The 13544-nt window shown below is 44.3% G+C and carries 6 protein-coding genes and 1 tRNA gene; 3 read left to right on the forward strand and 4 right to left on the reverse strand.

The window, feature by feature from the left end; translation table 11 throughout:
• Nucleotides 1-4: 4 nt before the first annotated feature.
• On the forward strand, nucleotides 5-5755 hold the full coding sequence (locus HFV01_RS04855; protein ID WP_046320753.1) for an alpha-2-macroglobulin family protein: 5751 nt from the start codon (nucleotides 5-7) through the stop codon (nucleotides 5753-5755).
• 71 nt (nucleotides 5756-5826) lie between these two features.
• Here HFV01_RS04855 and HFV01_RS04860 read toward each other — a convergent pair whose 3' ends face one another.
• Both HFV01_RS04860 and HFV01_RS04865 read right to left on the reverse strand, forming a co-directional pair.
• Entirely contained in the window at nucleotides 5827-6555 is a 729-nt protein-coding gene (locus HFV01_RS04860) for a HEPN domain-containing protein (RefSeq protein WP_006624000.1), read from the reverse strand.
• Nucleotides 6539-7603, reverse strand: coding sequence for a ParA family protein (locus tag HFV01_RS04865; protein ID WP_006624001.1), 1065 nt, complete (start codon nucleotides 7601-7603; stop codon nucleotides 6539-6541). Before HFV01_RS04865 ends, HFV01_RS04860 begins: the two co-directional genes overlap by 17 nt.
• A 448-nt stretch (nucleotides 7604-8051) precedes the next feature.
• Here HFV01_RS04865 and HFV01_RS04870 point away from each other — a divergent pair.
• A tRNA-Glu gene (locus HFV01_RS04870) sits at nucleotides 8052-8124 on the forward strand.
• A gap of 75 nt (nucleotides 8125-8199) precedes the next feature.
• Here HFV01_RS04870 and HFV01_RS04875 read toward each other — a convergent pair.
• Together HFV01_RS04875 and cofH are read right to left on the reverse strand one after the other, a co-directional pair.
• On the reverse strand, nucleotides 8200-10479 hold the full coding sequence (locus tag HFV01_RS04875; RefSeq protein WP_006670664.1) for a transglycosylase domain-containing protein: 2280 nt from the start codon (nucleotides 10477-10479) through the stop codon (nucleotides 8200-8202).
• Nucleotides 10480-10596: 117 nt separating this feature from the next.
• Nucleotides 10597-11733 (reverse strand): 7,8-didemethyl-8-hydroxy-5-deazariboflavin synthase subunit CofH, encoded by a 1137-nt coding sequence (gene cofH / locus HFV01_RS04880; protein WP_006624003.1) that lies wholly within the window; start codon nucleotides 11731-11733, stop codon nucleotides 10597-10599.
• A gap of 68 nt (nucleotides 11734-11801) precedes the next feature.
• Here cofH and HFV01_RS04885 point away from each other — a divergent pair, with 68 nt between their 5' ends.
• Nucleotides 11802-13172, forward strand: coding sequence for a tetratricopeptide repeat protein (locus tag HFV01_RS04885; RefSeq protein WP_318286170.1), 1371 nt, complete (start codon nucleotides 11802-11804; stop codon nucleotides 13170-13172).
• Nucleotides 13173-13544 lie beyond the last annotated feature (372 nt).

The raw sequence follows: 13544 nt of genomic DNA on the forward strand, positions 1-13544 counted from the left end.
TCCTATGGTAACAATAGGCTTTTCCCGTAGAATCTGGAAGCGGTTTTTCCTAGTCTCGCTGTTTATCCTCACCATAGCCGGGTGTCGAATTTTCAGCAGTCAACCCGTTGGTGAACCGATGGTCAACATATCCCCGCTACCTCTTCCCCAACTCCCCGAGTGGATAGAAGAAATTAGTCCTACAGAGGAAGCCACATCTTTAGGTCAGATTAGAATTACTTTTAGCAACCCGTTAATTCCGGTTGAACGTCTGGACTCTCCCAACCAGAGACAACAACTCAGACACTTTGACATCAACCCCAAAATACCGGGAAGATTCCGATTTCTGACACCCCGGATGGTAGGTTTTCAAGCGGAAGAAGCCATTCCCCTAGCCACCCGCTTTCAGGTGACGCTAAAAAAAGGACTCAGCGATCTCAGCGACCATCAACTAGAGTCAGACATAGCCTGGACTTTCAACACTCCAGCCATTCAACTGTCAAACCTTCCGGGGACGGAAGATAACCCTGGTTTCCCTGACCAACCGATAGGTTTAGACCCCACCCTAAAATTTACATCTAACGTAGAACTAGATCTCGCCTCAGTCAACGACCATATTAGAGTCATTTCCGACAAGACCAAAAAAGGGATTCCTCTACGGGTAACACTAGATAGACCGGAAGCTGATGGGGGGGATGTGGCGCGAGAAGACAGAGATAGTCTATTTTCCCATAGCTGGGATTATAACATAAAATTTCAGCAAAAGCTAGAAAAAGCCAGCCGTTACACCCTAGAAATCACACCGGGACTGCAATCAAAAACGGGAAATCTAGCCAGCCAATTTCTAATTTCCCACCCAATTTACACCTACGAACCCTTACAGTTTCAAGCGATACAATTTTATGGAGAACCTAGGGAAGGTGGAACCTATGGAAGATTTACGAATGGGAGTCCTCAACTGAAATTTAATAACGGAATTACGGCGCAATCAGCAAGAGAAAATATAACGATAAACCCTCCCCCAGCAGGAGATGCGCCGCCGCTGATACAATCATACGACGGTAACGATACAATCAGCTTAAATCCCTGGTCTTTGGAACCTCAAACAAATTATGTAATTACGATTGGCGCTAACCTGGAAGATACCTTTAATCAAAGGCTAGAGGAACCCATCAACCTTAACTATAAAACCGGAGATCTGGCGGCTGACCTGTGGACTCCTTCTGGTTTAAATATTTTTCCATCTGGTAACAATTTACAAATTAACATTTCTACTGTTAATATACCCGAATCCCGCTATCAAGCAGCTTATGCAATTATCCAGCCAGAAGATTTAGTCTATGCAGATCAAGCCTATCCGAGTCGGGAGGGTAAAAACTTACTACCCACCTCAGATAAATGGCAAACTTTTAGGATTAATGGTGGTGCGACTAATCAAACTATCGAAACTTCGATTAATCTGCGAGACAGGTTACAAGGGAAAACGGGAATGTTAGCCTATGGAATTAAAGCTAAAACGACTTCCTATCAAAAAAATGGTGTGACTCAATGGAATGAACCTAGCTTTTATGGGATGGTTCAGTTAACTAACTTAGGTGTGTTTTCCCAGTGGTTTCCAGAGTCGGGAATGGTGAGAGTTAATCATTTAGATGACGGTTCACCAGTAGCATCAGCATCGGTGGAAATATATCAATCTCAACTGAATGCTAGATCATTTCCTAAACCAACTGCTTGTGCTAGGGGAATTACTAATAACCAGGGATTGCTATTGTTAACGGCGGAAAACCTGCGGGGGTGTATGGGAGGTAATCGGTTTAATGAACCTCCAGAACTCTTGGTAATTGCTAAAGAAGGGGATGACTGGGCATTCACTCGCAGCTACTCCTACAGTGGCGCTTATGGCTATGGAGTTTATGCGGGTTGGGATGAAAATCAACCGATTTCTCGCGGAACTATTTTTTCAGACCGACAACTATATCAACCGGGTGAAGCTATAGCTTTAACGGGAGTGGCTTACTATTTACAAAATGGAGAATTACAGCCAGATAAAAATACGGTGTATAATCTCACGTTAGAAACTCCGACGGGGGAAAAACGAGAATTAGGGGATTATTCAACTAATCAATTTGCTACGTTTTCGGTAGAATTTACGGTGAAGCCAGATGACCCTTTGGGGAATTATGTAATTCAGGGTAAAGGTATTAGTGGGGTAGAAATTTTTGGTAATTTTCGGGTCGCAGAATTTAACCCCCCTAACTTTAAGGTTGATTTGAGTCTTGACCGTCGATTAGCTGTGGGTCAGGATAAGGTTATGGCGACAGTTCAGGGAGATTATTTATTCGGTTCTCCGGTAGTTGGTGGTGAGGCTAAATATTATGTGACGCGGACTGCTAGTGATTTTACTCCCATAGGTTGGGAAAAATATCATTTTGGAAGACAGTGGTTTTGGCCGGAAGAAAAACCGACGATTTCTAGTGATGTCTTACAGCGATCGCAAAATTTAGACGCGGCGGGTTCGGGAAGTGAAATGATCACTGTTAGCGGTGATGTTCCCTATCCCCTCAGATATCAAGTTGATGTGGAAGTGACAGATGTTTCTAACCTGTCGGTCGCGGACTCCCAAAGTTTTACGGTCTTACCTAACCATCAATTGATTGGACTGAAAAGCAAATTTGTAGCTAATGTTAATCAGGCTTTTCCGGTGGAAGTGATTGTTACTGATGTTGAGGGTAAATCAATTAATAATGTTCCGGTGAAGCTGGAATTGCAGAAAATGAATTACAGCAGTATTACCCGGGTGGTAGAAGGGGGACAAACTAACCGAAATCAACTGGAATATCAAACAGTGGATACTGTAGATGTCAGGAGTGGTAATACGGCGAAAACTGTAGAATTAACGGCGAGGGAATCGGGTTCTTATCGCATTCAGGCGAGATTTGCTTCGGACCCATTAAATACGCCGAAAGCTACTGATATTCAAATTTGGGTAACGGGTGATGGTCCGGTGAGTTGGGGAAATCGTTATGATAACCGCCTCGAAATTCAACTAGACCGCGATAATTATCAACCTGGGGATATGGCGACGGCTTTAATTCAATCACCCTATAGGGAGGGAGAGTTATTTTTCGCAGTAATTCGCGATCGCATTTTGTATCAAACCCTAATTCCGGTGAAAGGCGGCGCACCAGAAGTCCGATTTCAAGTCACACCCGAAATGCTACCTAATGTGGCTGTAGAAGCGGTCTTAGTCCGTCAGGGAGAACCTCTATCACAACTGGAACCGGGAAGTATAGATAATCTGGTATCTATCGGAATGACTCCGTTAAATGTTAGCAAAAATAGCAAATACTTACAAGTCAAAATTAACCCGAATCAATCGGAATTTCAACCGGGTTCCCAAGCTACGATTAACCTAGAGTTAACCAAGGATAATTATCAACCGATTAGCGGACAAATCACTTTAATGGTGGTTAATGATGCGATCTTGCAACTTAACGGCTACCGACCCCCCAACTTAGTAGATACTGTATATGCTGAACAATCAATATCGACCCGATTAACAGATAACCGTCCTGATGTGGTAGTACAATCATTAATGTCACCGTTAGCTAAAGGTTGGGGTTATGGTGGAGGATTTTCCGCCGCCACTGTTGATACATCTAAGTTGCGTCAAGACTTCCAAGCGTTAGCCTACTATAACGGTTCAATTATCACGGACAACCAGGGAAAAGCCACGGTTAATTTTACGTTACCTGATAATTTAACCACCTGGCGAGTTATGGCGATCGCTACTGACGAAAATTTAGAATTTGGGTCAGGGGAAGCGACATTTATCACCAGTAAATCCCTATTATCTAATCCGATACTACCACAATTCGCACGGGTAGGCGATCGCTTTTTGGCGGGAGTTTCCATCACCAACCGAGACCACCTGAAAGGACAATTAGACATCACCGGAGACCTGAGTGGTGGACTGTTATTTTCAGCGGGGAATAAAACCAGCCACCACCTGAAAACCCAAGCCGAAGTAGACACGCAAGCCTATCGTTTTCCGGTGTTAGTTGAACAAGTGGGAAATTCCCAGGTAAAATTCACCAGCAGACTGCAAAATAAAACTGATAGTTTTCAAGTTCCTTTGGAGGTAAAACCCCTAGAAACAACGGAACAGGTAATCGCCTCAGGGACCACCCGCGAAACTGTTACCATTCCCATTAATATTGATGAAAAGGTAGTCCCGAATGCGGGAGGTCTAACTATTTCCCTGGCTAATAGTTTAATCCCCCAATTAACCCAACCTGCGGCTCAAATTTTCCAACAGCCAACTTTACCATTCTTAGAACCAATAGCCAGTCGTTTATTGATAGCAAGTAATCTCCAGCTTCTGGATAAAAATCCTAATGATTTATCCGGCTTAAATTTGGAACTACAAGCTAATGATGCTATCACCAGATTAGCAGGCTTACAAAAAGAGGATGGCGGTTTCGGCTATTTTGCCGCCGCGAATATTTCCGATCCTGTCCTATCTAGTTACGCTGCCGAAGCTTTAGCCAAAGCATCTCAGGCTGGATTTACGGTTAATAATAATATGATTAACCGCCTGAGAAATTACCTTAATCAAGTAGTTGCTAATCCTGCTGATGATGGCTTCTGTGTTGATAATATATGTAAAAGCCGCCTGCGTCTTGAAGCCTTAATCGCCTTATCCTACTTGGGAGAAACCCGCAGTGATTTCATGGCAGAAATTTACGGCAATTGGCGGGAATTTGACCCCGCCACCCAAATTAAACTAGCTGGTTATTTAGCCAACTTCCCCCAATGGGAAACGGAATTTAATACCATTTTCCAAGATATCCAAAAACACATTTATCAAACGGGACGGACAGCGACGGTTAATTTACCCCCCGGATATCAATGGTTAGCCTCTCCGACGGTTTTACAGTCTCAAGCATTACGCCTATATATCACCCAAAACCAACAGCCAGAAACTATCAGTAGATTAGTCGAAAGTCTGTTAAACTTGCGTCGTGAGGGAATTTGGCAAAATGACTATGATACCGCCGAGGCGTTAACGGCGTTAGTGGCTTATCAACAAACCCAAACCACGTCGGAAAGTTTGCGGATTAATTTGCAAGTAGGGAACTACATATCACAGCAAATCGAGTTAGGAAATGATGGTAATTCTAGCTTTAATCTTAGCCTACCTATGGCAGAATTACCCCAAGGAAATTATCAACTATCGATTAAACCTGAAAATTCGGGTAATTTGCATTATTGGATCAAATACAGTTATCGCTTAGAAGGAAAACAACCGGGTCAACTTAATGGTCTTCGGGTTATTCGGACTATTAGACCAGCTAACGAAACTCAAATTTGGCAAACCTATAGCCTCGCAGCGGAGTCTAAACCTTTAACGGTCAAACCGGGACAGGTCTTTGATATTGGCTTGGAAATTATCGCAGATCATCCCGTGGATAAAGTGGTGATTGTTGACCCCCTCCCGGCGGGTTTAGAAGCGATTGATAGGAGTTTTGATACCAGTAATCAAGCGTTACAACCTCAGACTGATAGTTGGGAAATTGCCTATCAAACTATTTATCGCGATCGCATTATGGCTTATAGCGATCGTCTCATACCTGGTGCTTATCATGTTCATTATCTAGTACGTTCTGTCACTCCAGGCGAATTCATCTGGCCGGGTGCAGAAGCCTATCTACAATATAACCCAGAAGAGTTCGGACGAACTACCTCTGGATTGTTAGTGGTATCCGATAGATAGACTCGGAAAAACCGGAAAAACTCGCCCTATTATAGCATAAATGGAGGATAATAGCAAGTAATCATAATCAATTATGTTAAGACTTGGTGTATAGTTTCTACAAGTTGTTCAAGAAAATCAACGCAGTCGCTAACTAGACGGTCATCAATAGGCCATCTGTTTCCGATGCCAAAAGAAGGGTCTATATCAGCTTGATGAGCAATTTTATTTCTGCGATCGACTATTGCACTAAGTTGTTGTTTGATATCTTGTGCTGATTTCCCCATTTGCTGCGCTACCTCATCCCACAATTTTTGCTCATAAATAAGACGAATAGCATCGGCTATTTTATCTGGTTTTTGAAAACTCTTATATCCCAGGTTTTCTCGGAGTTCATCATTGAGTAATGAAGTCTGATTGAGTTTATTTTGAATCGCGCTTGATATCAGCGGAAGCAAATCTGATACACTGGGAGATTCTGGCAGAAATGACCCGGCTTGGCTTAACTGAATTTCTGTTTCTAACCAAGATTCAATATTCATCAGCATTAATCTGTCATTGGTAGTGTTACCTAATGACACTTGAAAACGTGAAAAGGCGGCAGTTTGAGGACGTTCACCTTTATAAATTTCTAACATTCCCAGGGTGACAACTTCATGGATATAGTAATCTAATGCACTTACGGCTAAAACCAGGGATGCTCGTAAAATATCAGATAAATCTAAAGCCGGGGTCGATTGAGATTTAATATAGTTATGAACATCAATTAAATCCCTAACACGAGCAATACTGACCCGAAATTGGTCAAGCGCTAATTGCATAACTCTGAGAAGTTAATCCGATAATTTTATCTGCTAGGTCGGCAAATACCTGATAAAATTCTTGCTGTTTTTTCTGATTGTTTTGGTAAACTTTGCCAGCTTGTTTTAATTGCTCACGAGTTAAAGCATAAATCGGAGTTTGATGCTGTTGAGACAGAGCAATCAGACTATTAAAGTTGGAAATCTTAGTTAAAGTAAAAGTTTCGCTAATACCTTGCTCAAGATAACTGGGAGTAGGTAACATTAAACCAGATTGTCTGAACACAGGAACCAATTTATCCTTAACATCTGCCTCGATTCTATCAATCCATTTTTGAAAAGCTACAGTTTCCCTACCGTGAATAATGCGATAATTCTGAATAATAGTTCCCAGAAACCGAAGTTTAAAATCAGGAAATGGATATATTGCCTCTTTTAAAATCGGTAAGGAACTGGCTTTTTTCGCCCATAATGACCATTTTGGCAAAATTTTACTCAAGGATTCAATCGCCATCACGGAGAAGAAATCAGCGGTAGTAGGAATGATAAAAAAGTCGCTGGTCATCAACAAATTTTGATTAATTGAATTTAAGCTAGGACTCATGTCAATTAAAATATAATCCGCATTAAACCGCGCGGCAGTTTTGTTAAACAAGTCAGTAATAGACCCGGGTAAATTTTGGAGTGTTTGAATCGAACTACTTAACTCTTGAGCAATACCTAGGGTAACTTCATACTCAGCAAATCCTACATTACCCGGAAGTAAAAATAAGCCTTCTTGACCTGATAAAGCAACACAATTTACGGCTTCAATGGGTTTGGGTTGACCTTCAAAAGCTGGCGCGAGTCCGGTTTTAATGTTGGAATGTGTATTGTAGATAGCTTCGATTCTCCCTTGGTCATCTTCGGTATCTTCACCTAAAGCCATACCAGTTAAATTACATTGTGGGTCAGCATCTACAATAATCACTTTTTTGCCTTTTGCTGCTAACATCCAACCTAAGTTAAATGTAGTGGTGGTTTTACTGACTCCGCCTTTGTGATTAAATAGGGCGATTTTCTGAACCATGATATTTACCCTGTTTTGAACTCCGCAATCAATTATGGCTAATTATAGCAAATAATCATTGCCCCAACTGTCAATAATAATCTCTATGGAGGTTTGAGACTCACTTCAGATGCTGTCTGATGATGTTGCTGTATCAATTCTGAGGTGATGGTGATGAGGTGAGAGTGGTTGGGGTCTCTGTGGATATGGGGAGACTCATGGCTAAATTTTATGGGTCATGTTAGGATGGAGCTAAAGGCTGGGCGGTGACGGTTATGGTTCTAGGGACGGCCGCGAAATCTATGGGGCTCTCAAAGGCTGAAACGCTTACCCAGAGGCAGATTAAGCCCCAACCGGAAAATTTTTTTAAAAAAATCGGCAAAAGGGTTGACATAAGTTGAAAGATTCGCTAAGTTAATAAAGGTGAGAGCGACACAAGCTCGAAACCAAAAGGCGAAACAAAACACAAGCCCCCATCGTCTAGAGGCCTAGGACACCTCCCTTTCACGGAGGCGACAGGGATTCGAATTCCCTTGGGGGTACTCAAAAGTTAAGATTAGGGTAGAGATTGCGAGAGTGGTCTCTACCCTTGTCTCTTTGGTGATAGTTGGCTAACCTCAAGGGAGGATCTGGCGCATATAATTGCCCCATAATTGGGCTGCATTAGCGCTACTGCCAAAAGTAGGGGAATTGTCGTCATTACCGAGCCAAATGCCTGTGGTGAGTCTCTGACTGGGTATGTAGCCAATAAACCAGAGGTCAACATTGGAGTTAGTGGTGCCAGTTTTTCCGGCTTCCCCTAAACCCAAACTAGCATCCTGACCTGTACCCCAACGAATTACCCCTTGTAGCATGGAGGTCATGGTTTCTGTGACGAGGGGAGAAAGGACCTGGGGGACTCTGGGATTTTCCCGATCATAGGCATAAATGACCCGACAGCTATTAATATCGAGGGGGTCGGTGCAATCACTACTATCTAAAATACGTCTAATGGCGTGGGGACGGTGAGCCAAACCTCGATTGCCGATGACATTAAAAGCGCCTGTCATCTCTAATAGGGTAACTTCACTTTGACCCAAAACCAAACCGGGAACGGGATTTAAATCGGAGCGAATGCCTAGCCGTCGTGCAATCTCGACGACGGAATTTAAGCCGACTTCCTGGGCGACTCGTAGGGCGGTGACATTTTCGGATAAAGCCATGCCGCGATACATATCGACAGACCCACTACTACGATCGCATCCTCGAAAAGTTTGCCCTTGCCAAGTCAGAGGTTCACAGGAATAGGTTCTACCAGGGGGGATACCCTTATCTAAGGCGGCGGCATAAGGAAACAGCTTAAAGGTAGATCCGGGCTGTCGTAGGGCTTGAGTGGCTCGGTTAAATTGACTATCCCCATAACTGAGTCCTCCGACCATAGCCATGACAGCACCATTGCCGGAGTCGAGAGTTACTATTCCCCCCTGAGAAAAGCCAGCGCCCGCCCCTACAGTAGCTAGATGTTGTTGCAGAGACCTCTCAGCGACGGCCTGCATTTGAGGATCTAAAGAGGTTTCGACAATAAAGTTACCCTCTCGCGCCAATTGACTGCCGAGCAGTTGCTCTATTTCGGTAAATACATAATCATAAAAGTAGGGGGCTATGGTACTTTCGAGAACTTCCCGCGCCCTGGGGTTAATTTCAATACGCGATCGCCGCGCCCGATCTGCCTCTTCTGAGCTAATCATTCCCAGGGCTTGCATTCTCGCCAAAACGCGATCGCGATACTGAACAGCTAACTCATAATTTTGAATAGGATTAAAACTATTAGGGGCGGGCAGAATCCCGGCGAGGGTGGCGGCTTCCGACAGGGTTAAATTAGTGGCTGATTTGCCAAAATAGAACTGAGCGGCATTTTCAAAACCATAGAGGTCTAAGCCTAAATAGACTCGGTTCAAATAGGTAAGTAACAGGGTATCTTTTCCGTAAAAAGTCTCTAATTTTAGGGCAACGATCGCCTCTCTAGCCTTGCGGCCGGGGGAATCTTCTGTGCCGACATACTCCCTAAATAAAGTCCGGGCTAACTGCTGGGAGATGGTGCTACCACCTTCTCGAATTTGACCCCCTTGTAAATTGGTGACAAAAGCCCTTAAAATCCCGATGGGGTCAATACCAAAATGCCAATAAAAACGGCTATCTTCGGAGGCTATAACGGCATTGGGTAGGTAAGAGGCAAAATCGGATAAAGCCTCCAATTCCAGTTGTAAATTATTGTTAGTGATACCCCGCAGCGGCTGACGATCGCGGGAATAAACGACGACGGGGCCATTGATAGAGCGAGGGAGAGGTCGCACTGTAAAATATTGCCACTGCCACAAGACGACCAAGGCAACTAAAGCACTAATACCACAGAAGGCATAAAGACCAGAGCGCAGTAACCGCACATACCAGCTAGGGGGATCTACATACTGAACCCTAACACCATTAGCAAGTTCTGGGGGACCCAAAGTAATGACATCCCCATGACGCAGGGGAAAAACCTCAAGTCGCCGCCGTCCCTTATAGATGCCATTGGTAGAATTTTCGTCTTTGATATAAAATTGTCGAGAGGGATGTTCTCCCAAAATGGTTTTATGTGGTGGTTGTCGTAGTAAACACAGATGCACTTGACTAACGACCGGATTGCGAACCACGATATCACTAGATCGCGAAGAACGACCAATGATATAGCGATCGCCCAATAGCGGATAAACATCAGCCTTATCCGCATCGGCATTTTGCACCCAAAGTTCAGGAACCCTACTATTAGGCTTTAGCAACAGCCGAGAGAAGTTAACCCGGGCGTGAATAGTCTGCACAACCTGGGTGATGGCATTTATAACTGTATTTGACTTCGGGTCCGGCTTTTTAGATGACATATTTAACGACATTCCGCATATAGCCGTTATGTGAGACTCACTGGCCGTAGCTGACTCGGAAAATTATAACACCTACTTTTCCTAGTCCGTCGAGTAGTGATTCACGGTTGGGGCAAATCAAGGGATAATTCTATAGAGAGTATCACGCTGGAGGGGTTTTCGTTGGACGGAGGCGATCGCCTCTTTCAGGTCTTCTACTGTCCTACAGGTTCCCCCCTTAGCCCCTGCCATAGTGGTGATATGTTCTTCCATTAGGGTGCCGCCGATATCATTACAGCCCCATTTCAGGGCTTCTGTGGCACCGGATAAACCCAATTTTACCCAACTAGGTTGATGGTTAATAATCCAGTTACCCAGGAAAATCCGGGCTACAGCCATTAATCTGAGGCTATCAGCTAAAATTGGTTGGTCTCTTCCTACTCGGCGGCGTAAGGGGGGAGGTGCTTGTTCCCCGACAAAAGGCAAAGCAATAAATTCGGTAATTCGGGCGGGATAATTCCGGTCTATAGCTTTTTGTTGTAGCGATCGCAATTTGTGCAAGTGGTCGATCTGCTGTTGGGGGGTTTCAATGTGACCACATAATATGGTGCTAGTGGTGGGAACTCCTAGACTGTGGGCGGTTTCTACAATTTCCAACCAGGTGGCTGTATTAATTTTTTCTGGACAGATGACCTGGCGAATGCGATCGTCTAATACTTCGGCGGCTGTTCCTGGCATAGAACCGACTCCGGCATCCCGCAGTGAACCTATGACTACATCATAACTGAGGCGATCGCCACGGGCAATAAATTGCACTTCCTGGGGGGAAAAAGCATGAAGGTGTAAATTGGGAAACTCGTTTTTGATGGTTTTCACCAACTGGAGATAGTAGGGTAAAAACTGACCGTTAATCTGAGCCTGGGGATTTAATCCCCCCTGCATACAAATTTCAGTCGCCCCCCTTTCGACAGCATCTTGGGCTTTTTCGAGAATTTGCTCAAAACCCAACCAAAAGGCTCCGGCTTCCCCTTCATCACGCCGGAAAGCGCAAAAATTGCAATGCTGTTCACAAATGTTGGTAAAATTCAGGTTGCGATTAATTACATAGGTTACAGTATCCCCACAATCACGCGATCGCCACTTATCTGCTACCTCTCGCAGACGTTCGGTAACTTTCGGGTGATTTGCTTCCAGTAGGGTTAATCCTTGCTCTGGGGATAAATCAGCCCCTTCTGAGGCGTAATCTAAGATGGCATCAACGGTTTGAGTTAACATACAATCTATTCGATAGTGTCCCAAGTTACATCGGTCAGCATATTTACTCAAGTTCTTTAGTTAATTGGATGACAGCAATGATATTACAATCTGCTTTATCTATTCGAGTTCCCAGACCACAACTGCTCTGGTTTTCCCCCAAATTGGGGAATGTACCGATGGTGATGCTTATGGGTGCAACTATGTTCCTGTTCACGATCGCACCTATTCTAGCTCAGGAAGAACCCGCACCGGAATCGTCCCCCACTTCCGAAATCGATCGCCCCTCTGTTGATCATAATCAATTACACAATCAGGGAATTGAACAATTCCATAAAGGGGAACATCGCGAAGCCCTAGAAAGCCTGGAACAGGCATTGCAAATTCGCCGCCAACAAGGCGATCGCCTGGCTGTAGCAGAAACACTCAATGCTATTGGTGAAGTTTACAGCAATTTTAACGAAAGCGATCGCGCTTTACCAGCTATTCAAGAAGCCCTAGAAATTTATCGCCAACAAAACCCCGAAGCCGCCTCGGAAACGGCTCTCGTCCAAAGGGGTAAAGCCCGCAGTCTCAATCTCCTCGGTTTTGTTCGCCGCCAACAGGGTGAATTTTCCGAAGCCCTCCAACACCACCAAGAAGCGCTCAGATTAGCTCAAAGTGCAGGCGATCGCAGTGAAATGGGGGAATCCTTACATAATATCGCGGCTGTCTATGCTAGTCAAGCTCAACCTACCCAAGCCCTCGACTATTATGAACAAGCCAGGGCTATCCGTCAAGAGGTGGGAGATTTACGGGATCTTTCTCGCACCCTGAACAATTTAGGCGCACTTTATTTTAGCATAGGAGAGGTAGAAAAAGCCCTAGAAATTTATCAACAAGCCCTAGCTTTTCGCCGCCAAATAGGAGACCAAGCGGGGGTAGGGCGGTTATTAAGTAATATGGCTTATATCTACCGCGAAAATGGAGATGATTTCCAAGCCTTAGTACATTTTCAGCAAGCGGCTCAACTCTTGGAACGCATCAGAGATAACGCTGGGGCGGCTCGTATCTTGAATTTAATGGGGATGATCTATGAAAATTTAGACCAGGTTCCCCAAGCGATCGAAACCTATCAGCAGGCTGCTAATTTGGCTAAGGAAGCTAATGATGTGGGTCTAGCGGGGACGGCACTTAGCCAGATAGGTCGCCTTTATAACAGTCAGGAAATGTGGGAAAAAGCCCTGGAAATTTACCAGCAAGCCCTAGAATTTTACCAAGAGTCAGACCAGCAGCCAGAGATTAGTCAAATCCTCAATAATATAGGTTCCATTCATGAGAACTTGGGGAACTATTCCCAGGCGCTAGAAACTTTAAAAAGTGCGTTATCTATCATCCAAGAAGCTGGAGACCCAGAAGCTGCACAGGCGACTCTCAACACGATTCAATCCCTCGAAGAAAGGTTAACGGAAAATGAATAATTAATAATTAATAATTAATAATTAATAATTAATAATTGTAGGGGCGGGTTCCGCAGTTAGTCATAGGAATGAGGGAAGCGCTTAATAAACCCGCCCCACCGGGGAATTAATAATGAATAATTAATAATGAATAATTGTAGGGGCGCGCCTCCGCAGTTAGTCATAGGAATGAGGGAAGGGCTTAATAAACCCGCCCTCACCCCACCGGGGAATTAATAAACCCGCCCCACCGGGGAATTAATAAACCCGCCCCCGCCCCCACCGGGGAATTAATTGTTAATTATTAATTGTTAATTATTAATTGTTAATTGTAGGGGCGGGTTCCGCAGTTAGTCATAGGAATGAGGGAAGGGCTTAATAAACCCGCCCTCA

Origin of the sequence: Limnospira fusiformis SAG 85.79 (assembly GCF_012516315.1) — a bacterium.
Taxonomy (GTDB): Bacteria; Cyanobacteriota; Cyanobacteriia; order Cyanobacteriales; family Microcoleaceae; genus Limnospira; species Limnospira fusiformis.

What these genes read in the sequence shown, in the direction of transcription:
- HFV01_RS04865 (WP_006624001.1), bottom strand. Translation starts at nt 7,603, where the DNA reads ATGGTTCAGAAAATCGCCCTATTTAATCACAAAGGCGGAGTCAGTAAA.
- HFV01_RS04860 (WP_006624000.1), bottom strand. Translation starts at nt 6,555, where the DNA reads ATGCAATTAGCGCTTGACCAATTTCGGGTCAGTATTGCTCGTGTTAGG.
- cofH (WP_006624003.1), bottom strand. Translation starts at nt 11,733, where the DNA reads ATGTTAACTCAAACCGTTGATGCCATCTTAGATTACGCCTCAGAAGGG.
- HFV01_RS04885 (WP_318286170.1), top strand. Translation starts at nt 11,802, where the DNA reads ATGACAGCAATGATATTACAATCTGCTTTATCTATTCGAGTTCCCAGA.
- HFV01_RS04855 (WP_046320753.1), top strand. Translation starts at nt 5, where the DNA reads ATGGTAACAATAGGCTTTTCCCGTAGAATCTGGAAGCGGTTTTTCCTA.
- HFV01_RS04875 (WP_006670664.1), bottom strand. Translation starts at nt 10,479, where the DNA reads ATGTCATCTAAAAAGCCGGACCCGAAGTCAAATACAGTTATAAATGCC.